We start from the raw sequence: 23,106 nt of genomic DNA on the forward strand, positions 1-23,106 counted from the left end.
GATAATCGCTACCCATGAGCACCACTGCCGACCTCGTCATCGCCCTCAAGAAGGAACTCAAGGCCGCCCAGATGACCTATGCCGACCTGGCGCGCGCCCTGGGCATGGCCGAGTCCAGCGTCAAGCGCATGCTGGCCAAGGGAGACATGCCGCTGTCGCGCATCGATGCCATCTGCCGCGCGCTGAGCCTGGACTTCGCCGACCTGGCACGCCGCGTGGCCGACAGCCAGCCGCTGCTGCAGGAGATGACGCCGGAGCAGGAGAACGCCGTGGTCGCCGACCGCAAGCTGCTGCTGATGGCCATCTGCGTGCTCAGCCAGTGGACGCTGGAGCAGATCGTGGCCACCTACCGCATGACCGAGGCCGAAGGCATCCGCTACCTGGCCCAGCTGGACCGCATCGGCATCATCGAGCTGCGCCCCGGCAACCGCTACCGGCTGCGCCTGGCCAAGACCTTCCGCTGGCGCGCGCGCGGGCCGGTGATGGAGTACTTCCGCGAGAACGCCGTGCTCGACTATTTCGGCGGCGGCTTCGACCAGCCGGGCGAAGGCATGCTGATGGTGCACGGCTCCATCGGCCGGCATCTGGCGCCCAGCTTCGTGGAACGCATACAGCGGCTGGCCCATGATTTTTCCCAGCAGCACCTGCAGGACCAGCGCCTGCCGCCGGGCCAGCGCGAGGGCTACACCCTGGTGCTGGCCATGCGCAGCTGGGAATTCACGGCGTTCACGGCCCTGAGAAGAGGCACTGTCTGACGGCGGCTGCAGGACGGCAGCCTGCGCTGCAGCGCCTGGCAACAAGGCTTCACCAAGGCGATACACAAGATTGCAAGACTTCGCGTCGCGGCAACCCGGGCTTGACGCAGCACTCGCACCATGCAGTCATGGATTCCCGTCACAGGGACTCCAGCCCGATGAACCAAGGACAAGGAGCCGCCATGATTTCCCTTCGCACACCGCTGATCGCCGCGACCGTGGCCCTGGCCGGATGGGCCGGGACCGCGCAGGCCCAGGCCAACGTGACCTACGCGGCGCCGGGTGCCGCCATCTCTGTGCAGTTCGGCGCGCCGCCCCCCATGCGCTACGAGGCCGTTCCGGCACCGCGCCGCGGCTATGTGTGGGCGCCGGGCTACTGGCGCCCGCAGGGCCACCGCCATGCCTGGGTGGCCGGCCACTGGGTCAAGGCGCGTCCCGGCTATGTGTACCGCCAGCCCGTGTGGTCGCAGCACGGTGGCCGCTGGGGCTACGCACCCGGCCGCTGGGACCGTGACCGCGACGGCGTGCCGGACCGCCATGACCGCCGCCCCAACAACCCCTACCGCCATTGATGGGCGCTTGCGCCCGGCATGAAGCCCGCCCCATCGGCGGGCTTTTTGCTGAGCGCTGCGGCCATGCCCACACTGGCTTCATACCAACATATGCATATAAAAGTGGCTCATTAAGTTCTCAGGAAAATATGGGAATTGATTCACCGGATTTCCCTGCACACCATGCGCCCCTCGCTTTTCCGCTCCTGGATTCCCGCCGCCGCCGCGGCCCTGGCCGTCCTCGGCTCCACCGCAGCGGTGGCAGCCGATTCGGCGGCTTCGTGGCCGCACCAGCCCGTGACCATGATCCTGGGCTTCCCGGCAGGCTCGGGCGTGGACGTGATCGCGCGCGGCGTGCAGGAGCCGCTGTCCCAGCGCCTGGGCCAGCCGCTGATCATTGACTACAAGTCGGGAGCGGCCGGCAACATCGCCAGCGAGATCGTGGCGCGCGCCAAGCCGGACGGCTACACGCTGGCCTTCGGCACGGCGGCCACGCACGGCAGCAATGCGGCGCTGTACAAGAAGCTGCCGTTTGACGTGGAAACCGACTTCGTGCCCGTGGCGCCGCTGATCGATGTGTCCAACGTGCTGACCATCAATCCCAACGTGATCAACGTCAGGAACCTCAAGGAGTTCGTGGACGAGATCAAGGCCAACCCCGGCAAGTACAACTACGCCTCCACGGGCAACGGCGCGGGCACGCACATGGCCTTTGCAGAGTTCAATGCGCGCCTGGGGCTGAACATGGTCCACGTACCCTACAAGGGCGGCCCCGAGGCCATCACCTCGGTGCTGCGCGGCGAGACCTGCTGCATCATGAACCAGGTCCAGACCGTGCTGCCGCACTACAAGAGCGGCAAGGTGCGCCTGCTGGGCGTGACCACGGCCAAGCCCGTGGAAGTCATCAAGGAAGTGCCCACCATCGCCTCCAGCGGCCTGACGGGCACCAAGGGCTTCGACAGCTCGATCTGGTTCGGCATCTTCGCGCCCAAGGGCACGGACCCGGCCATCGTGGCCAAGCTCGGCCAGGCCGTGCGCGAGGTGCTGGAGCTGCCCGAGGTGCGTGCGCGCTTCGAGTCCCAGGGCAATGCCATCCGCATCGAAACGCCCGAGCAGTTCAAGAAAACCGTGCACAACGACCGCCTGAAATGGGCACAGGTGGTCAAAGACGCGAAAATCAGCATCGATTGATGCCGCGCGCGCCCGCAGGCCCTGCCCCGCTGGCGCGCCTTTCCTCGTGAGTTCCTGGTGAGTCTATGTCCCTGACCGAACCGGCAGCCGCGGCCCCTGCGGGCCTGGCTGCCCTTGAAGAACGCCTGCGCGACGACCTCGTCGCCCTGGGCTGGCCTGCCAAGGCCTGGATTCCTCCCTCCACCCGCGACGGCCAGCCCGTGCACGATGTCCTGGTCATCGGCGCCGGCCAGGCCGGCCTGGCCCTGTCGGCCGCGCTGTCCCAGTTGGGCATCGCGGCCGTTTTGCTGGACAAGGCCCCGCTGGACTTCGAAGGCCCCTGGGCCACGACGGCGCGCATGGAAACCCTGCGCTCGCCCAAGGAGCTGACCGGCCCCGCGCTGGGCCTGCCCTCGCTGACCTTCCGCGCCTGGTTCATCGCCCAATGGGGCCGCGAAGCCTGGGCCGCGCTGGACAAGATCCCGCGCCTGCAGTGGATGGACTACCTGCGCTGGTACCGCCGCGTGATGCGCTGCGACGTGCGCAACGGCCACCAGGTCACGGCCATCCGCCCGCAGGCCGACGGCACGGTCGAGGTCGATGTGACGGCCGATGGCGCCTCGCGCACCTGGCTGGCGCGCCGCGTGGTGCTGGCCACGGGCCGCGACGGCCTGGGCGGCCCGCAGATCCCCGCCTTCATGCAGGGCGTGGACCGCAGCCGCTGGGCACACTCCTCCGACGTGCTCGACTACAGCCGCCTGGCAGGCCTGCACGTGGGCGTGGTGGGCGCGGGCTCGTCGGCCATGGACAGCGCGGCCACCGCGCTGGAGAACGGCGCCGCCAGCGTGGACCTGCTGGTGCGCCGCAGCGACCTGCCGCGCATCAACAAATCCAAGGGCTCGGGCACGCCCGGCCTCACGCACGGCCAGTTCCTGCTGCCCGACGCCTGGAAATGGCGCATACGCCACTACATCAACGTGCAGCAGGTGCCACCGCCGCACGGCAGCACGCTGCGCGTCTCGCGCCACGCCAACGCCCACTTCAACCTGGGCTGCGCCGTGCAGAAGGTGGAGCAGGCAGGCGACAAGCTGCGCGTGAGCACGCCGCGCGGCGTGTTCGTGCTGGACTTCCTGATCGTCTCCACCGGCTTTGCCATCGACTGGCGCCAGCGCCCCGAGTTCGCCGACCTGGCGCCCCATGTGCGCATCTGGAGCGACCGCTTCGTGCCCGAGGCGGGTGCCGAGGACCAGGAACTGTCGGACTCGCCCGACCTGGGCCCGCTGTTCGAGTTCCAGGAAAAGACGCCCGGCGCCCTGCCCGGCCTGGACCATGTGCACTGCTTTTGCTATCCGGCCGCGCTGTCGCACGGCACGGTGTCGGGTGATATCCCCGCCATCAGCGACGGCGCGCGCAAGCTGGCCCAGGGCCTGGCCTCGCTGTTCTACCGCGAGGACCTGGAACACCACTACGCCCAGCTGCAGTCCTATTCCGAGCCCGAGCTCGACGGCAGCGAATGGACGCCCGCCGACCCCGAAGCCCGCGTGCGGGCCCTGGCAGACAAGACCTGAGATACCCATGACCACCGCCAACGACACCATCGACCGCCTGGCCGGCCTGACCGACCAGTCCCCCGTTTTCGCCACGCGCCGCCAGCGCGACAAGGTGGCCATCGCCACCCAGGCCTGCGAGGACCTGCTGCTGGGGGACAGCCTGGCCGACAGCCTGTCGCGCGCCGAGCGTCTGGTGCTGGCCAGCGAGCAATGCCGCGTCAGCGGCGTCCAGGCCCTGGCCGATGAATACCGCCAGCGTGCCGAGTCCCTGGGCGACGCCCTGACGCCCGCGCTGCGCACCGTGCTGGCCCAGCCCGGCGCCCAGACCGGCAACGCCCGCCTGGATGCGGCCCTGCACTTTGTGCGCACCCTGGCCCTGCACCCGGCCGAGAGCGACCGCGCAGCCCTGCTGGCCATGCCCGAGTCCGGCCTGTCCATCGACGACACCGTACTGGTGGCCCAGCTGGTGGGTTTCATCGCCTACCAGTTGCGCCTGTTCGCGGGCGTGCAGGCCATGGTCGCGCTGGGCGGCCAGGCCAGCACGCCGGCTGCCGAAGCCGCCGCCGCACCCTTCGTGCACCCCGCCAACCTGCCGCCACCGGGCGAGCCGCTGCGCCGCAACGGCTACACCAGCGAGACGCTGGACTGGACGTCCTGGCTGCCCGTGCTCGACCCCGCCACGGCCACGGCCGAGCAGCAGGCCGTGCTGGACCTGAGCCACCCCAAGGCGCGCACGTCGGACTTCTACCTGCTGCTGGCCCGCCAGCCGCGCGTGCTGTCGGAGCGCTCGCAGGCCTTCAACGCCATCATGTACGCGCCCGGCGGCCTGTCGCGCGCCGAGCGCGAGGTGGCGGCCACGGCCGTGTCGCGCTCCAACGGCTGCGTGTACTGCGCATCGGTCCACGCCCAGCGTTTCGAGCAACTGGCCAAGCGCAACGATGTCATGGCACAGATGTTCGACGACCCCGACACGGCCGGCACCAATGCGCGCGAACGCGCCATCATCCAGTCCTCGCTGGCCCTGACGCGCGCGCCGGGCAGCTTTGGCGCTGCCCAGCTGCAGCCGCTGCGCGATGCCGGCCTCACGGACCAGGAAATCCTGGACATGCTGCACTCGGCCGCGCTGTTCGGCTGGGCGAACCGGTTGATGCTCAATCTCGGCAAGGAGAGGTACATCACCCCCTGAGGCGCTTACGCGCCTTCCCCCGTATGCACGGCGCCCTCTCTCGCTACGCGGGAGGGGGACGACACCCTCGCGGCGGGGCGGCCCTTGCTCGGTGTCCCTGACTTGGGCCGCGCCAGTTTCATGCGCTGTGCATTAAGACGCGGCGCTTCACCTCAGTACACATCCCTGCGGTAACGGCCTTCGACGATCAGATCTTCGACGGCGGTAGCGCCCAGGATGTCGGCCAGCGCGGCATCGACGCCTGCGGCCATGCCGTCGGCGCTGCCGCAGACGTAGAGCACGGCGCCGTCGGCGATCCAGTCGCGCAGGGGTTCGGCGGCTTCGCGCAGGGCGTCCTGCACGTAGCGGCGCCGGGCCTGGTCGCGGGAGTAGATGAAGTCGGCGCGCTGCAGCTTGCCTGCGGCCAGCCAGCCGGAGACCTCGGCCTCGCAGTACCCGTCATGGGCCCGCTGGCGTTCGCCGAACAGCAGCCAGTTGCGGTGGCGGCCTGCGTGCATGCGCGCCAGCAGGTGGCCGCGCAGGCCGGCAAAGCCGGAGCCGTTGCCGATGAAGATGGCCGGAGCGTCGGGCTCGGCACCTGCCTCTTCACGCGGCTCGAAGGCGCGGTTTTCCACCAGTCTCATGGCCACGGAGGTGCCCCGGGCCGCATGCGCCGTCAGCCAGCCCGACGCCACGCCCAGGCCGCCGTCATGGCGGGCCTGGCGCACCAGCAGCCGCACATGGCCGTCCTGCGGCAGCGAGGCGACCGAGTAGCTGCGCGGCAGCAGGGGCCGCAGCGCATCGGCCACGGCCTGGGGCGCGGTGCCGGGGGCGATGTCGCCCGGGGCCGGCAGCACGCTGGCGGCCAGCGCCTCGGCCAGCGTGCAGGTCTGCTGGCGCCATTGCACGGGGGCCGAACCATCACATTCCTGGACGGCCAGCCAGGCCTGCACGGTGGCTGCGCCATGGCGTGGCAGCACCTCGGCCAGCGCACCAGCCCGCCACAGCGGGGCCACGCCTTCGGGCGGTGCCAAGTCCAGCACATAAAGCCCTGCGCCCTGGCTGCCCGCGTTGCACAGGCTGCGCGCCTGCAGCGGCCATGAGGCAAAGGCCGTGGCATCGGCAAGCGGTTCCGCCGAAGACGCAGGCAGGGCATCGCACACGGGCAGCACGGCGCCGAAATGCCCTGCCAGCGCCTGCTGCCAGGCATGCCAGGCCTGGGCGTCCTCGCCATCCATCTCGATCAGCGGAAACACGGGCTGTGCGCCCAGGCGGCGCAGCTGGTGGTCCAGTGCATGGCCAAAGCCGCAGAAGGCCGCGTACTGCCGATCGCCCAACGCCAGCAGGCCGTATTGCAGGTGCGGCAGGGCCGAGCCCGAGGCCGCGCCCAGCAGGCGGGCAAAGCGGCGCGCGGCATCGGGCGGGTCGCCTTCGCCGAAGGTGCTGGCCACGAAGAGCACGCGCCGGTGGTGGCGCAGTTGCTCGGCATCCAGCGCCGCCACGGATTGCAGGCTGGCCGCCATGCCTGCGCCGCGCAGCGCAGCCACGGTGGCTACGGCCAGGCGCTCGGCGCGGCCGGCCTGGCTGGCGAAGGCGACCAGCACGGTGTCCTGGCCCGCAGGGGCGGACGGTGGCGGGTCCGCCATCAGCGCCTGGCGCTCCTTGGCCAGGGCACGCGCCTTGCGCCGGCGGTCCAGGTAGAGCATCCAGCCCGTGATGGCGAACAGGGGCATGATCAGCGAGGCCAGCGTCATGAAGATGCGCCCCGGCATGCCGAAATAAGTGCCCATGTGCAGCGGGTAGATGGCACCCACGGCGCGGCGGCCCGTGGGCAGGTCGGCATAGCGCTCGTCGCGCTGCACCGTGCCATCGGGCAGCAACGCCATCTGGTTGCGCGCGCGCTCATGGGCGGCATCGGCATCCAGCCAGCTGATCTGCAGGGGCTGGCCCGCGCGCTCGGGCAGGCGCAGCTGGGCGAACTGCCAGCCATGGGCGATGCGCTCGAAGGCGGCCCAGCCAGGCGCGATGTCGATGGGCTGCTGCGCGCCAGCCGGCTCAGGCCGGCCGCCACCGGGTTTCGAGGACGGCGCCGCGGGAGCGGCCACACGCGGCGGCACGCCGGCCCAGCCGTCCACCGTGCTGCGCACCACGCCAAAGGCCCAGTACATGCCGGTGCAGGTGAACACCACATAGGCCACCAGGGCCCAGGTGCCCGCCACCGAGTGCAGGCCCCAGAGGAAGGAGCGGCCCTTGAGCGCCGGGTCGAAGGTCAGCCAGGTGCGCCAGGACAGCGGCCGGCGCGGCCAGCGCAGATACAGGCCCGACAGCGACAGCATCAGCAACAGGCCGGCCAGGGTGCCCGTGATCGGCTTGCCGTCATCGCGCGGCAGCAGCAGCCAGCGGTGCAGGCGCTCCACCCATTCGAAGAACTCCGTGCCGTGCTGCTCAGGCAGCTGCGCGCCCGTGTAGGGATCGACAAAGACCGTCTGGCCCCGGCGCTGGCCGGCCGGTGGCTTGAAGGCCACCTGGGCCGAGCGGCCGGGCTCGGCAAAGACGGTAATGCGCTGGACCACGCGCTGCTCGCCGGCCTCGCGCAGCGCCTGCGCAATCTGCGGCGGCCCCAGCGGTGGGTCATCGCGCGCAGGCACGGAGACAGTGCCGGGATTCAGCCAGCCCAGGATCTCCTCATGGAACGAGAACACCGCGCCCGACAGCCCGATGACGATGAGCACCGTGCCGGCCGTAATGCCGACGAACCAGTGCAACTGGAACCAGATTTTCTTGAAAGTCATGGGGAGCAGGCGGCGGCGTTCAGCGGTCCATCACGGTGCGCAACGGAACATCAGGACAGAACGGTGCATGGAAGGCAGGCGTGCAGGAATGAAGGGGCCAGGCGCCTGTGCGTCGGCCGGGACCCAGGGATGCAAGGCACCCATCAGCGCGAAATTCTAAATTGTTCTCATTTACGGCGTGTTGCACGCGCGATAGGCCCGCAAGGCGGCCTGGGGTTACGGGCAGGCTTGAGCCGCCGGGATACAGCGCCTCTACCCAATGGAAATCGCCTGCCGAAACAGGTTCGGCAGGCGATGGTTCAGCGCCTCTTCAACCGTGTGTCAACCGCGTCTGCGGCGCAGATTCCACAGGCCTGCAGCCAGCATCAGCAGCATGGCCATGGCGAGCATGCGCGGTTCGAGGGCAGGGATCGGCGTGGCATCCTGTGCCGCCCCCACACGCGCCGGACCGCTGGGATCCACGATCACGCCATTGGCTGCGCGATCGTCATCACCCTGGCCGCCATCGGTGACCACCACCGAGGTCGTATTGCCCGACACCACCGCACCCGCAGGCTGATACCAGGAGTCCGCCGCCCCTGTGGACGCTGGACCGAACTTCCAGTACGCCATGCCGGTCACCGGCCCCGGCCAGGTGACGCTGACCGTGATCGAGCTGCTGGGCGTACAGCCACGGGCCACGAAGTGCACATTGCCGTACGGGAAGCTCAACTGGCCCGGCGCACCCGCCGCAGCAGCGACGAAGGACGACTGCGACACATCGAACCCGCAGCCCGCGCCACCACCGCTCAAGGTCGCCGTGGCGTTTCCTGCCCCGGTGGCTGTCGGCCCCGTGAAGGTCGTTCCGAGCACGTTGAGCGAAGTCGTTGTGGCAGGTCCGGTATTGCCATTGCCAGGATTGGTCTGGGTCGCGCTGATCGTGTGCAGACCCGGCGTCGGCAAGCCGCCGCCCGGCGTGCAGCTCCACGTCTGATCGGCCGCGACGATTGCCGTACACAGTGTCGTCGAGCCATCCTTCACCGTGATCGTGTAGCCCGGCGTGCCGGTGCCGGAAATCTGCGGATAGCCTCCCACCGTGGTCGGCGAAACCGTCAGCGTCGGAGCCACCGGCACCTGCGTGCTGGGAGTGACCGGCGTTGCTGGTGTCGATGCACAGTTCACAGTGCAACCGGCCGTCGGATTGACGGGGCTGATGCCGCCCGATGGATCGTAGGAAGCCGTGTTCGTGCTCGAACCCACAGCCGTCGGAACAGCCGGCAGATTGAAGCTGGTGTTGCTGCCAGCCGCCACCGGCGTGGTGAAGCTCACCGTGCAAGACAGGATCGCCGTGCCATTGCCCACGAAGGGGAAGGTATTGGGCGTGCAGGTCGCACTGGCCACGTTCGCACCGGTCGGCACGCCCGTGATGCTGATGCCTGCCGGCACCAGGTCCTTGATGGTCACGCTGGTGGCGGGACCGAAGGCACTGGCAGCGTTGGACACGGAGAACGCGTAGTTGAACGCAGTCCCCACAGCCAAGCTGCCGGGGTTGGCCTTGGTGACCGTCAACGCTGGCGTGCCAGGCGTCACCGGAGTCACCGGTGTGGAAGCGCAGTCTGTCGTGCAACCGGCTGTCGGATTGACGGGGCTGATGCCACCGGACGGATCGTAGGAAGCCGTGTTCGTGCTCGAGCCCACAGCTGTCGGCACAGCCGGCAGGTTGAAGCTGGTGTTGCCACCGGCCGCCACTGCCGCAGTGAAGCTCGCCGTACACGTCAGCACGGAGCTGCCATTGCCCGCAAACGGGAAGGTATTGGGCGTGCAGGTCGCACTGGCCACGTTTGCACCAGTCGGCACGCCCGTGATGCTGATGCCTGCCGGCACCAGGTCCTTGATGGTCACGCTGGTGGCAGGACCGAAGGCACTGGCGGCATTCGCTACCGTGAAGGCGTAGTTGAACGGCGTGCCCACAGCCAAGCTGCCAGGGTTGGCCTTGGTGACCGTCAACGCAGGCGTGCCAGGGGTCACCGGCGTGGAAGGCGTCGATGCGCAATCCGTCGTACACCCCGCCGTCGGATTGACGGGGCTGATGCCGCCCGACGGATCGTAGGAGGCCGTGTTCGTGCTCGAACCCACCGCCGTCGGAACAGCCGGCAGGTTGAAGCTGGTGTTGCCACCGGCCGCCACTGCCGCAGTGAAGTTCACCGTACACGTCAGCACGGAGCTGCCATTGCCCGCAAACGGGAAGGTATTGGGCGTGCAGGTCGCACTGGCCACATTTGCACCAGTCGGCACGCCCGTGATGCTGATGCCTGCAGGCACCAGGTCCTTGATGGTCACGCTGGTGGCGGGACCGAAGGCTCCAGCCGCATTCGCTACCGTGAAGGCGTAGTTGAACGCAGTCCCCACAGCCAGGCTACCCGGGTTGGCCTTGGTGACCGTCAACGCAGGCGTGCCTGGCGTGACCGGAGTCACCGGCGTGGAAGCGCAGTCTGTCGTGCAACCCGCCGTCGGATTGACCGGGCTGATTCCGCCCGACGGATCGTAGGAGGCCGTGTTCGTGCTCGAACCCACCGCTGTCGGAACAGCCGGCAGATTGAAGCTGGTGGTGCTGCCAGCCGCCACCGGTGTGGTGAAGCTCACCGTGCACGTCAGCACGGAGCTGCCGTTACCCGCAAACGGCAAGGTGTTGGGCGTGCAGGTCGCGCTGGCCACGTTTGCACCAGTCGGCACGCCCGTGATGCTGATGCCTGCCGGCACCAGATCCTTGATGGTCACGCTGGTGGCGGGGCCGAAGGCACTGGCAGCGTTGGACACGGAGAACGCGTAGTTGAACGCAATCCCCACAGCCAGGCTACCCGGGTTGGCCTTGGTGACCGTCAACGCAGGCGTACCAGGAGTCACTGGCGTGGAAGGCGTCGATGCGCAGTCTGTCGTGCACCCTGCCGTCGGATTGACCGGGCTGATTCCACCCGACGGATCGTAGGAGGCCGTGTTGGTGCTCGAACCCACCGCCGTCGGCACAGCTGGCAGGTTGAAGCTGGTGCTGCTGCCAGCCGCCACCGGTGTGGTGAAGCTCACCGTACACGTCAGCACGGAACTGCCGTTACCCGCAAACGGGAAGGTATTGGGCGTGCAGGTCGCACTGGCCACGTTTGCACCAGTCGGCACGCCCGTGATGCTGATGCCTGCCGGCACCAGGTCCTTGATGGTCACGCTGGTGGCGGGACCGAAGGCACTGGCGGCATTCGCTACCGTGAAGGCGTAGTTGAACGCCGTGCCCACGGCCAGGCTGCCGGGATTGGCCTTGGTGACCGTCAACGCTGGCGTGCCTGGCGTCACCGGAGTCACCGGTGTGGAAGCGCAGTCTGTCGTACACCCTGCCGTCGGATTGACGGGGCTGATGCCGCCCGACGGATCGTAGGAGGCCGTGTTGGTGCTCGAACCCACAGCCGTCGGCACAGCCGGCAGGTTGAAGCTGGTGCTGGCACCGGCTGCGACCGAGGTCGTGAAGTTCACCGTACACGTCAGGACGGCGCTGCCATTGCCCGCAAACGGGAAGGTGTTGGGCGCGCAGGTCGCACTGGCCACGTTCGCACCGGTCGGCACACCCGTGATGCTGATCCCCGCAGGCACCAAGTCCTTGATAGTCACGCTGGTTGCGGGGCCGAAGGCACCGGCGGCGTTATTCACCGTGAAGGCGTAGTTGAAGGGCGTACCCAGGGCCAGGCTGCCCGGGTTGGCCTTGCTGACCGTCAGTGCAGGCGAACCAGGCGTGACAGGAGTGGTGGGTGTCGACGCGCAGTCTGTTGTGCACCCTGCCGTCGGATTGACCGGGCTGATGCCGCCCGACGGATCGTAGGAGGCCGTGTTGGTGCTCGAACCCACAGCCGTCGGAACAGCCGGCAGGTTGAAGCTGGTGCTGCCACCGGCTGCGACCGAGGTCGTGAAGTTCACCGTACACGTCAGGACGGCGCTGCCATTGCCCGCAAACGGGAAGGCGTTGGGTGTGCAGGTTGCACTGGCCACGTTTGCGCCGGTCGGCACGCCCGTGATGCTGATACCCGCAGGCACCAGGTCCTTGATGGTCACGCTGGTGGCGGGACCGAACGCTCCAGCCGCATTCGCTACCGTGAAGGCGTAGTTGAACGCAGTCCCCACAGCCAGGCTGCCGGGGTTGGCCTTGCTGACCGTCAGCGTGGGCGAACCAGGGTTGACTGGGGTGGCGGGCGTCGACGAGCAGTCCGTCGTGCAACCTGCCGTCGGATTGACCGGGCTGGTACCACCGGACGGATCATAGGAAGCCGTGTTCGTGCTCGAACCCACCGCCGTCGGCACAGCTGGCAGGTTGAAGCTGGTGCTGCTGCCAGCCGCCACCGGTGTGGTGAAGCTCACCGTACACGTCAGCACGGAACTGCCGTTACCCGCAAACGGGAAGGTATTGGGCGTGCAGGTCGCACTGGCCACGTTTGCACCAGTCGGCACGCCCGTGATGCTGATGCCTGCCGGCACCAGGTCCTTGATGGTCACGCTGTTGGCAGGACCGAAGGCACTGGCGGCATTGGACACGGAGAACGCATAGTTGAAGGGCGTACCCACAGCCAAGCTGCCCGGGTTGGCCTTGGTGACACTGAGGTTCACCACGCTCACAAAATGAATTTGTGCGGCGCTTGGCGAATACGCGTTTGCTCCCACGGTGAACGTGCCACCCAGGGTTCCTGCAGGAATGCTGGTGGCGATGCTGTAGGTCCCACTTGCTGTGCTGGTGGCAGTGATCGAGCAGATGCCCAGAGTTGCGCCACTTGTTCCAGTGGTGCAAGTGGCTGACGCACCTGCCGCACCACCGTTCAGCTTCACGCCGGCAGTACCGGCAAAGGTGACGACCTCGCCACCCTTGGGATTGCCACCGGCATCGCGCACATACGCTTCCACCACATCGGTTGCCGTGCCATTTGCCGCCGCGTTGTCGCTCACGACACGCAGGCCCGAGTTGCTTGCCGAGGCATTGCCGGCGACAAAGGCCATCGATTGCGGGCTGTTGCCGATGGCAGTTGCACCCACCGTGGTGGCGGCCGAGTAAGTCGATGCGGTCACGCTGGTGAACGACACCGAGCAGGTCGCCGCCGCACCAGCGGTCGTGCAACTGGCGGTGGCAGGTGCCGCTCCGGCAGGCGTCACGCTGAAGTTCACGGCAACGCCGGTGACCGGATTGCCGAACGCATCCTTGGTGACCACGGAAACGACGTCCTGGCCGCCGCCGGCTGCCTGGTTGTTCACATCGACCGACATGGTCGAATTGGCGGGATCGACGGCACCTGCCGTAAAGACATAGGCAGCCGTCGCACCGTACGTATTGCCGCCGGCGCTGATGCCGCTGCCGCTCAATGCGCCGCTCGCGATGCTTGCGCCGGAAGCGTAGGAGCCCGCGACGGTTGTCCTGGCGGTGACCTGGCAGGTACCGGCCGCATTGGTGGTGCAGGTACCGCTGAAGGTGATGTTTGCGGTGGGAGAGAACGTGACAACGCTTCCGGCCACCGGATTGCCGTTGACATCTCCCACAAACGCTTCAAGCACATCTGTCGCCGAGCCATTGGCCGTGGCCGGACTGCTGACGGTACGCACCCCCGACCTGGCGGGGTCGGCGGCATTGGCCGTGAAGTTGATCACGGCCGGACTGCCATTGGCCACGCTCTGGGTGGTGGTGCCGTTGTTGTCCGTGGCTGTGAAGCTCGCCGCACCCGCGACGGTGGATGTCACCGTGATGGAGCAGCGCGCTGGATTCGCATTGGCCGCAATCGTGCAGGAAGTTGCCGAAGGCGTGCCGGCGCCGGTATGGACAAAGCCGATGGTGTGGGCAACCGTATCGACGGTTGCATTGCCATTGGCGTCCTGCAGTGCGACGGTCACCGTGCCGGTGCTCGTACCGTCGGCCATCACCGAGAGCGGTGTGGCACTGAGCAGATTGCCACTGGCTGTATTGCTGGGCGGCCCGGCAATGAAGTTGACCGATACCGGACTGCCATTGCTCACGGCCTCTCCGTTGTCCGTTGCCGTGAAGCTTGCGGTGCCGACCGTGGCCGATTTCACCGTCACGGAGCAGGTGGCCGGATTGGCGTTGGCCGCGATCGTGCACGTGGGTGCGGCCGGCGTGGTCGTGCCCACGCCCGTTTTGGTGAAGACAATCGTGTGCGCAGCCGTATCCGTGGCGGGATTGCCATTGGCATCGCGCAGGGTCACGCTGATCGAACTCGTGGCCGTGTTGTCTGCGACAACGCTGAGCGGACTGGCACTGATCAGGTTTCCATTCGCGCCATTGCTGGGCGGGCCGGCCGTGTAGTTCACCACAGCCGTAGCCGTGGCGGCCGAGCCATTGATGGTGAAGCCAAAGGTGCCGCTGCCGACTGCGGTAGGTGCCGTGACGGTGGCCGTGTACACCCCTGCGCTGCACGACCCCGCGCCGACCGCAGGCGAGCCCTGTGTTCCGCCGTTCAGCGTGAAGGCCACCGTGTTGGCACAGGTCGAAATCGAATTGCCTGACGCATCCTTGAGCTGCGCCGTCAATGTGCTGGTTGCAGTGCCATTGGCAATGATCGAGGTCGGACTCGCAACGATGGTCGAGGCGCTGGTACTTGGCGGACCCGCCGTGTAGCTCACTGAAGCCGTAGCAACTGCGGCAGAGCCGTTGATGGTGAATCCGAAGATCCCGCTGCCGACCGCCGTGGGCGATGTGACGGTGCCCGTATAGATGCCGGCAGTACACGAGGCCGCGCCCACACTCGGCGTTCCCTGCGTTCCGCCGTTCAGGGTGAACGCCACCGTGTTCGTGCACGTGTTGATCGGATTGCTGCTGGCATCGACCAGTTGCACGCGCAGCACGCTGGTGGAGCTGCCGTTGGCCACGATCGATGCCGGAGTGGCGACTATCGTCGATGCACTCGTGCTCGGCGTTGCGGCCGCATAGGAGATCGTTGCGGTGGCAACAGCCGCAGACCCGTTGATGGTGAACCCGAAGGTTCCGCTGCCGACCAGCACCGGCGATGTCACCGTCCCCGTGTACATGCCGGCACTGCAGCCCGTGACGCTGACGGCAGGAACGCCTTGCGTCCCCGCATTGAGGGTGAAGGCCACCGTATCGGTACAGGTGGTGACAAGGTTGCCTAAAGCATCCTTCAACTGCACGGCCAAGGTGCTGGTGGAGACGCCGTTGGCCGCAATCGATGGCGGACTCGCGGCGATTTCAGAACCGGTCGTGCTGGCCGGCAGCCCGGTGAAGCTGTAAGCAACCGGCGAAGGCTGATAGGTCACTGCGCCAGATACCGGGCTTCCACCCAATGGAAGATTGGAGAACGTGGCACCAGCGACTGACGACGACAAGGTCACGGGTGTCGTGAATGTTCCGGCGACACTGCTGCTGGCATTGATGGGAGACGCGCACTTTCCGCTGGAGTTGGTCGTGCAGCTGACTGCGGCGGAGCCGCCATTGAACGTGACACCTGCAGGCGGCGCTGCGAAGGTGACGGTGTCACTGCCCCCCGTCCAGGCATTGCCTTGGCCATCAACAATGTAGACCTCCAGCAAGTCGCTGCTGCCGACAGGTTGATTGTTGGTCGTCGCCAGAACGCCGGATTTCAGGGCACAGGGAAAACCGGTGACGCTTGCCGCCGTTGAAAGCTGCGAGGTTTGTGCTCCACCGGAATTGCTGTCCGTCACTGTGACTCGCACCTGGCCGCTGAGATACGAAGGAACGGTCAGCGTTCCCGAGGCTCCGGCCATGGTCCCTGAGCCCAGATAGACCTGCGCATCGTTGACGCCCGCGCCGGTCGGCGACCAAAAGGCTTCCACCGTATACGGTGCCGGCTCGCTCGCATTGGCATTTGCCGTGATATTGAATGTCCAGGTGCAGGCGGCGGTGTCACTGGCGCCAACGCCAAGGGTCGGGGTCCATCCGGTTTGTCCATTGGCCGTCGTCTGCAAGCTGATACCTGAGTTTGCAGCCACAGGCACGGAAAACAGCGTGTTCTGAGAAATCTTGAAGAAATCACGCGCAGTGACACGAATGGCACTTCTCGACTGGCTTGTCATCTTGTTGTTGCCAATCAATCCTGGTGCCGTACCCGTACCACCGATATTCACCCCGTCCCCGCCGCCAGTGAAGTTGTTATCGGTCACCGTCACTACCTGCGTCGTGCCTGAGGCTGCCGTATTCAACGTTGGTGCCGACACATGCATTGGCGATGAAGTGGTATAGGCGGCAATAGGCAGCGAGAAGGTATTACCCGTCACGGCAAGACCAGTTCCATTGTCTAGGTTGATCGTTCCATCAACCGACACCACGGCCCTGGGCGCATTTCCACCAGTCGGGCTCAGTGCGATATTCGAATCTTTGATCGTCAATCCGTTGACGGTCATGTTCGACATGACCTGGAAGAACTGCTCGAGCTGCATTCCCCCGATAGGGTTGGGCAGATTCGTTACCGTGAAATTATCGACAACAATGTTGGAAACCGTGCCTCCTGTACCGTTGCTTGCGGCAACGGAAATGGCCGAGCCCTTGTTATTGCCGTAATTTCCATTCCATATCGCGGAATTGATCGTGCTATTGGTAAAGAATACGTTTTGTGCGCCTTGATGAATCTCCGCGTACAGCTCGCAGTTGAACGGCGTCCCCTCTCCAGCAGGGGTTGGAGCCACATTCACCAGGCCGACGCGATCAATGGTGATATTGTTCGCCGGGGAGCCAACGACGAATACCGCTTCGCCACAGGTCATATTGGGCGAATTGGTGAGCGTGATGTTCTTCCCACCAAGATAAAAAGTTTCCCAGGGGGAGTCCGCCCAGTTCTGGACTTGTATGACTCCCCCGAAATCGATGGTCAACGAGCCCGTGCCGGCTGGCACGGTGCCTTTGAGCCAGTACCAGGCACCACCGGCACCAGTGGTGGTGCCCGTATCGCCGCCGCTGATCATCTGGCTTTGACCACAGGCATTGGTGGCCCCCGTCACGGCGCCGGACTGGGCTCCGCTGATGAATGTATTGGCACAGCGCACGTAAACCGTCTGATTGTCGACATACGGATGGAGGTTTCCCGCCGCATCCTTGGATGTCCCGCTCTGTATGGTTCGTACCGACGTGGTCAGTGTCGGCGCAAAGACGATGGAAACATCGGCACTCGGATCCAGCGTTTGCAGCGTGTAGTTGGCTGCCTGAATGGCCGCTCGCAGCGTACATGCGCCAGCAAAGGTGCCCCCCAGCGTGCTGACACAGGTGGTTGGTGTCGTTGCATTGGCATTGGGAGCGTCGCTGTTGTCGGTGACCGTGAAGACGATGGTCGCCGCCAGTGCCGTGGATGAGATACCCGCGCATGAAAGCAGCAGCAAAGAGAAAAGGCACTTCGCTGCACGCCACTTGCGAAAAAATGCCGAACCAGGCAGGCGATTGAGAGCATGCATGATATTCCCCGTTCTCTCAAGGAGATATGACAGGAAAATGATTTTCCCAATGGCAATGGCCATCAGTTGTACCCAGCGCATTTGCATCGCCGTACCTCGGATAGTTCTATTTGAATCACGAGCCCACAACTCACCTTGCAGCCGGTGAGTTTGGAAGCAAAATTTTTCGCGCAGATCCTGCGCGTCAATCAAAAAAAGGCGGATTTCCATCAACGCTTGCGCGCTGCTCCACTGCCCATTGAGCGGGCACACCTTCAGTCGGGTTTGCGACGCAAAACATTCCTCCCTCGACAAACCATATTCACCGTGCTTGTATTTTTTCAGTGACGGACCAGTTTCCATGGACCCGCACCTGTGCAACGGTAAGTCGCCTATCAGACATATAGACAACCCATGGTTAACCCATGCAGGTCCAATCGACCAGAACATGCACTGACAAACCACTGCACATATCGATAGGCTAAATCATGTTTTTTTCTATTTCAATAGTTTTTTTACATGAAACCAGAGACTCGTACCAGCGCTACGAGGGAGGCGCTTGAACGATCTAGGGAATACCCTGAATCAGCCACACCACATACAGGTAACTGGTGGTATCCCCAATACGACTGGAGCTGGCTGCGCAAGCCCCATAGAATCGCCCCTGCAGGAGAGCAGGCGGGCGCCACGGTGCCGAGCCTCACCGAAGGCGCAAACTCCCATACACGCTCAGGTTCCGTACTGCAAACACAACATGCCGTCTGGAGAGCCGCCGCACGCAATGTGCGGCGCACCGAAGGAGCAAGCCCCGTTCCCATGGACGGCGGTGAATCTCTCAGGTACCAAGGACAGGGGGAGCGGCAGCTGCGTCACGACGGACGCCGGCTGCCTGCTATCCAGACCATAGCGGCCAGCTTTCGCGTGACCCGGCACATGCCTTTGAAAGGGCATCGTCATGCGCGTCATCGTTCTCGGAGCCGGTCTGATCGGCACCACGTCGGCCTACTATCTGCAATCCCTCGGTCATGAAGTGACCGTCATCGACCGCCAGGCCGCGCCCGGCGCCGAAACCAGCTTCGCCAACGGCGGGCAGATCTCGGTCAGCCACGCGGAGCCCTGGGCCAACCCCGGCGCACCGCTGAAGCTGCTGGGCTGGCTGGGCCGGCAGGACGCCCCCCTGCTCTTCCGCCTGCGCGCCGACATGCGCCAGTGGCTCTGGGGCCTGTCCTTCCTGCGCAACTGCACGCCCGCGCGCACGCGCCACAACATCCAGCAGATCGTTCGCCTGGGCACCTACAGCCGCGAGGCCCTGCAGCAGCTGCGTGCCGACACCGGCATCCAGTACGAGCAGCGCACGCAGGGCATCCTGCACTTCTATACGAACGCCCGCGAGTTCGAGGGCGCGCTCAAGCCCACCGAGCAGATGCAGGCCCTGGGCTGCGACCGCCGCCTGATCGACGCCGACGAAGCCGTGCGCCTGGAGCCGGCCCTGGCCCATGTGCGCGGGCAGATAGCGGGCGCCACCTATACGGCCGAGGATGAATCGGGCGACGCCAACCTCTTCACGCGCGAGCTGGCACGCATTGCCACCACCACGGGCGTGCAGTTCCGCCACGGCCACCACGTCATGGCGCTGCGCACCACGGGTGCGGGCGCCAGCCGCCATATCGACCATGTGGAGGTGACCAATGCCGATGGTCGCTACGAACGCATCCAGGGCGACGCCTATGTGCTGGCCATGGGCTCGTTCAGCCCGCTGCTGGCCCAGCCGCTGGGGCTGCACCTGCCCATCTACCCGGCCAAGGGCTACTCCGTGACCCTGCCGGTGCTGGACCCCGCCAAGGCCTACCAGGTCAGCCTCACGGACGATGAGTTCAAGCTGGTGTTCTCGCGCTACACGGGCGCGCAAGGCGACCGCCTGCGCATTGCGGGCACGGCCGAGTTCAACGGCTACGACCGCAACCTGGACCCCGTGCGCTGCGAGGCCATCGTGCGGCGCGTGCAGCAGCTGTTCCCCGGCGCCGGCGATACCGGGCGCGCCCAGTTCTGGAGCGGCCTGCGCCCCGCCACGCCCAGCAATGTGCCGCTGATCGGACGCTCGCCCATCGCCAACCTGTTCCTGAACACCGGCCACGGCACGCTGGGCTGGACCCATGCCTGCGGCTCCGGCATGGCGCTGGCCGACCTGGTCAGCGGCAGGCAGCCGGCCGTGGATTTCGATTTTCTGGGGGCCGCAGCCATGGACCCGGATCGCAGCGCAGGCACGGTGCGCCCGCGCGCGGTCTGAGGTGCGGACGGCGTGTACGACGTGTACGACGCCTAGGCAGTGAACACCGTCAACACCCCGGCGAAGCGGTGCAGACGGGCGTCCATGATCTCGGCTTCGGCAACGAAGCCGATCAATGGCACATCGCCCAGTGCGTGGCGCAGGGTGCGCAGTTCGGCATCGGGGCCGCCGAACAGGCCGCCGCCGCGGCCCCGGCAACTGATGTAGATGGCGCCACGGATGCGGGGCTGTGCCTCGCCTTCGGGCGCCGCCTCCTCGGGCTCCGCGGCATCGCGCAGCGCAGCGCCCAGTTGCAGCAGTTCCTGGCGCGCGACCTGGGCCTGGCGGCGGCAGAAGATCACCGAATGCCCGGCCTCCACGGCCGATGACAGGGCCACGCCCTGGCGCAGCGGGTCCAGGCCAACCAGGGTCAGCACCTGGGCCTCTTCGGTCAGCACGCCGTGGGCCAGGCCCCTGCCCGGCGGCGCAATGGCCGCCAGCGTACTGCGCACCGTGGTCAGCGCGGGCTGCCAGTCGCTGCCTTCCAGCTCCACGCCCAGCAGTTGCAGCAGGCGCTGCAGGGCCGGATCGCCATCGAGCCCGGTGACCAGGGCCCCGCGCGCCTCGGTGATCTCCAGCCCCTCGCCCAGCGGCACGCAGCCCTGGGCCATGCCCGTGATGCAGGGCACGCCGGCACCGAAGGCCACGCCTGAAAAGCCACCACGAAAAATGCCGCGCGCGTCCGCATGCTGCGCATGCAGATCCTCGGTACGGCAGGCGATCTGCACGCCCTCCACGCCATCTTCCCCGTCATCGCCCACGCCGCCGAACAGCAGGCCGGACTCGGTGCGCTCGGACAGCTCGTACAGCAGCTCGGCCAGCTCGGGCTGGCCGCCTGCGGCATGGACCAGGGCCGAATGGGCGGTGAAGCCGGCCTCGCCGCCAGGCGCATGCAGGGGCGCCAGGCCCGAATACAGGCGGTAGTGGGCGGCCGGTACATCCAGCAGCATCACCGCGAGCGCGGTTCCTGACAGGTACTCATGCGACATGGCCAGAACGCCGCCGGCCGAGCAGCCGGCCCAGTCCGCCACATGGGGCAGGGCCCTGGCCAGATGCTGCAGCAGCGGCCGTGCGTGGGCGGCATGCGCATGGGACAGGTACACCAGTCCCAGACGGGGCCGCTGCGCGTGGCCGGGCCCGGCCATCTGCAAGCGCAGCTGCTGCAGCACCGCGTCGGCCGCGGCGCGCCAGTCGGAATGGCTGGCATGGCCTACAGGAAACAACGACATACCAACCTTCTTTCTAGCCCCGCCAGCACCCGGCTTGCGGGTGGCTGGGGCCTTGCGCATCCATGGGTCCGGCCCGATCGGTCAACGCGCCGGCCGGCTCTTGGCTGCCGGCTTGCTGGCGGCCGGCGCCTTGGCTCCAGCCTTTGCAGCGGTTTTCCTGGCAGCCGCTTTGGCGGGAGCCTTGGCAGCGGTCCTGGGGGCTTCGGCCTGCGCCGCAGCCTTGGCCGCCGGCTTTGCGGACGGCGCCTTGGCAGGGGAGACCGCCGCCGCCTTGCCCGCCTGCGCAGCAAAGGCGCTGGCCTGTGCCGCCATGTGGTCCATGGTGGCCTTGGCCAGGTCACCGGCCATGCCGGTGGCGCGCTGGGCGGCCGCCACGGCCTCCGGGGCCATGGGCTCGGCCATGGCCTTGGCGGCGATCTGCTGGAATTGCTGGGTCAACGCGCCCCACCACTGCATGGCCTGGCCCATGGCGGCGGCCTGGGCGGACTCGTCCTTGGGCGCCGCAGTCTCCGCGGCTGCGGGTCTGTCGGCGGCCTTGCCCGCCTCGGGGGCTGCAGGCGGCGCGGCAGCGGCCTGTGCGGGCTCGGGCTGCGGCTTTTCCTTCTTGCTCGCCCGGCTGGCGGCCGAGGACATGGGCCAGTCCGAAAGGTCGCCCTGCCCCGCGCTGGCGGCGCCCTTGGCCGCGGCGGTGGCTGCGGCGGTTGCGGCTGCAGGGAACTGGAAGGCCTGCGCCAGCTCGCCCATGCTGACGTTCATGCCCTGCAAGGTGGACAGCGTCATGCGCTGCACTTCCAGGGCCTGGATGGTGGCGGCCAGCGCCTTGCCGTTCTGGTCGAGCCAGAACTGCACGGCTTTGAGTTCGGTGATGCGCTTGTCCACCTCTTCGATGCTCACCGTGGGCGCCACCCATTCGGGCAGGCGCCCCAGGGGCCGGGCGGTGGCCGATCCTGCACTCTGGGCCAGGCCCTGCAGGAAGTCGAAACCGGGGATGAACTTGCCGAAACCGAAGGAGGACGCATCACTCATGGCAGCACTCGCTAGGACTGGGTTGGAAGAACATGCCGGTGAAGCACACCGGCCATGCGCTCAGCTTAACCCAGGCACACGCCAAGTCCATCGCAAGTCATGCACGGCCCGCTGCGCACAAACCCGGTGGATGACAAAAAGCTCAGTGGGAGTGGCCGGCATGTCCGCCGTGTCCGCCATGCGCGCCGCCCTGCGCAGCCGATGCCGCACCTGCGCCGGGCGCCATGGCGCGCACGGGGACCTGCAGGCTCAGGCGCGAGGTCTCGCCCTTGGCGTCCTTGAACACCAGGGTGATGGGTACCTGACTGTCCTTGAGCAGCGGGCTCTTGAGCTGCTGCAGCATGACGTGGTAGCCGCCGGGCTTCAGGTCCACGGCCACGCCCTTGGGCAGGTCCAGGCCGTCGATGGCGCGCATGCGCATCACATCGCCTTCCATCTTCATTTCATGCACCTCGGCCACGCCGGCGGCGGGCGACTCCACGCCCACCAGGCGCAGCGGCTCCTCGGCCGTCAGGCGCATGAAGGCGCCCGTGGCCTGCTGGCCCGGCACGCTGGCACGCGCCCAGGCGGCGTCGGCCTTGACATGGGCCGCATCGGCATGGGCATGGGCATGGGCCAGGCCCATGGACAGGGAGGCGGCGATCAGGAAAGGGGTGGTCCATTGACGCAGTGTCATCACGGTTTCTCCAGAAATTTCAATGCATTGCGGCACGGTCTTCGTGCCTTGCAAAAAGGGTTGGCCAAGCGAAGGAAGCGGGAGTGAATCCGGGAGTCACCGGGGCGGGGCGCGGGCCTGGGGCAGGGCCGGCATGGCCACGCTGTGGACGGAGGCCGGGTGCGCCCGTGGCTGCGCATCTGCCACCAGCGGTGCCGGGGCCGCACTGCACCGGGCGGGCGGCGGCGCCAGCGGGGGCAGGCACAGCGGGCAGTCGATGCCGTGGCTGCCGGCAAGGGCATCGTCCTGACCGGCCGGCGAGGGCACCCAGACCGATTCGCCAGCGGCCGAGCACAGGCGCTCCCAGCCCGAGGCGCGCGCCAGCGGCGCAAACGCCGATGCCAGCGCCACGCACAGCCACAGGCCCAGCGCCCAGCGGGCGCAGGCAGCCAAGGTGGAGGGCAGGCGAAGCGGCATGG

The 23,106-nt window shown here is 67.0% G+C and carries 12 protein-coding genes and 1 riboswitch; of the genes, 6 read left to right on the forward strand and 6 right to left on the reverse strand.

Annotation, left to right across the window (positions count from 1 at the left end; translation table 11 throughout):
• The first annotated feature begins 14 nt into the window (after positions 1–14).
• The 5 genes from HFGMBDPB_RS26895 to HFGMBDPB_RS26915 all read left to right on the forward strand — a co-directional run bounded on the left by HFGMBDPB_RS26895 (position 15) and on the right by HFGMBDPB_RS26915 (position 5,212).
• The gene (locus HFGMBDPB_RS26895; RefSeq protein WP_012202467.1) at positions 15–755 is read left to right on the forward strand and encodes a helix-turn-helix domain-containing protein; all 741 of its coding nucleotides are present in this window, start codon (positions 15–17) and stop codon (positions 753–755) included.
• A 182-nt stretch (positions 756–937) separates the two neighbouring features.
• Complete coding sequence (locus tag HFGMBDPB_RS26900) at positions 938–1,327, forward strand: YXWGXW repeat-containing protein (protein WP_016450353.1); 390 nt, start codon at positions 938–940, stop codon at positions 1,325–1,327.
• 162 nt (positions 1,328–1,489) lie between these two features.
• Entirely contained in the window at positions 1,490–2,497 is a 1,008-nt protein-coding gene (locus HFGMBDPB_RS26905) for a Bug family tripartite tricarboxylate transporter substrate binding protein (protein WP_017406536.1), read from the forward strand.
• A 65-nt stretch (positions 2,498–2,562) separates the two neighbouring features.
• Positions 2,563–4,044 carry a SidA/IucD/PvdA family monooxygenase gene (locus HFGMBDPB_RS26910; RefSeq protein WP_212646630.1) on the forward strand — a complete coding sequence of 494 codons (1,482 nt, stop codon included), beginning with the start codon at positions 2,563–2,565 and terminating at the stop codon, positions 4,042–4,044.
• Between the two features lie 7 nt (positions 4,045–4,051).
• Complete coding sequence (locus HFGMBDPB_RS26915; protein ID WP_212646631.1) at positions 4,052–5,212, forward strand: CMD domain-containing protein; 1,161 nt, start codon at positions 4,052–4,054, stop codon at positions 5,210–5,212.
• A gap of 152 nt (positions 5,213–5,364) precedes the next feature.
• On the opposite strand, the gene HFGMBDPB_RS26920 is transcribed toward HFGMBDPB_RS26915, so the two are convergent.
• Both HFGMBDPB_RS26920 and HFGMBDPB_RS26925 read right to left on the reverse strand, forming a co-directional pair.
• Positions 5,365–7,983 (reverse strand): PepSY domain-containing protein, encoded by a 2,619-nt coding sequence (locus tag HFGMBDPB_RS26920; protein WP_016450349.1) that lies wholly within the window; start codon positions 7,981–7,983, stop codon positions 5,365–5,367.
• A 321-nt stretch (positions 7,984–8,304) separates the two neighbouring features.
• Positions 8,305–17,754 (reverse strand): beta strand repeat-containing protein, encoded by a 9,450-nt coding sequence (locus tag HFGMBDPB_RS26925; protein ID WP_249343728.1) that lies wholly within the window; start codon positions 17,752–17,754, stop codon positions 8,305–8,307.
• A 388-nt stretch (positions 17,755–18,142) separates the two neighbouring features.
• Positions 18,143–18,253: riboswitch (glycine riboswitch) on the forward strand.
• A 93-nt stretch (positions 18,254–18,346) separates the two neighbouring features.
• Here HFGMBDPB_RS26925 and HFGMBDPB_RS26930 point away from each other — a divergent pair.
• Complete coding sequence (locus tag HFGMBDPB_RS26930; protein ID WP_212646632.1) at positions 18,347–19,678, forward strand: D-amino acid dehydrogenase; 1,332 nt, start codon at positions 18,347–18,349, stop codon at positions 19,676–19,678.
• Positions 19,679–19,710: 32 nt separating this feature from the next.
• Here the strand turns inward: HFGMBDPB_RS26930 and HFGMBDPB_RS26935 are convergent, their stop codons facing one another.
• The 4 genes from HFGMBDPB_RS26935 to HFGMBDPB_RS26950 form a co-directional block, all read right to left on the reverse strand.
• Positions 19,711–20,946: an FIST signal transduction protein gene (locus HFGMBDPB_RS26935; protein WP_212646633.1), complete on the reverse strand. Its 1,236-nt coding sequence runs from the start codon at positions 20,944–20,946 to the stop codon at positions 19,711–19,713.
• A gap of 81 nt (positions 20,947–21,027) precedes the next feature.
• The gene (locus HFGMBDPB_RS26940; RefSeq protein WP_212646634.1) at positions 21,028–21,972 is read right to left on the reverse strand and encodes a PhaM family polyhydroxyalkanoate granule multifunctional regulatory protein; all 945 of its coding nucleotides are present in this window, start codon (positions 21,970–21,972) and stop codon (positions 21,028–21,030) included.
• Between the two features lie 142 nt (positions 21,973–22,114).
• A complete protein-coding gene (locus tag HFGMBDPB_RS26945; protein WP_046988205.1) occupies positions 22,115–22,648 on the reverse strand; it encodes a copper chaperone PCu(A)C in 534 nt (177 codons plus the stop codon).
• A gap of 96 nt (positions 22,649–22,744) precedes the next feature.
• Positions 22,745–23,104: a hypothetical protein gene (locus tag HFGMBDPB_RS26950; RefSeq protein ID WP_016450405.1), complete on the reverse strand. Its 360-nt coding sequence runs from the start codon at positions 23,102–23,104 to the stop codon at positions 22,745–22,747.
• Between the last annotated feature and the right edge of the window lie 2 nt (positions 23,105–23,106).

The organism is Delftia sp. PE138 (assembly GCF_018320755.1).
GTDB lineage: Bacteria > Pseudomonadota > Gammaproteobacteria > Burkholderiales > Burkholderiaceae_C > Comamonas > Comamonas tsuruhatensis.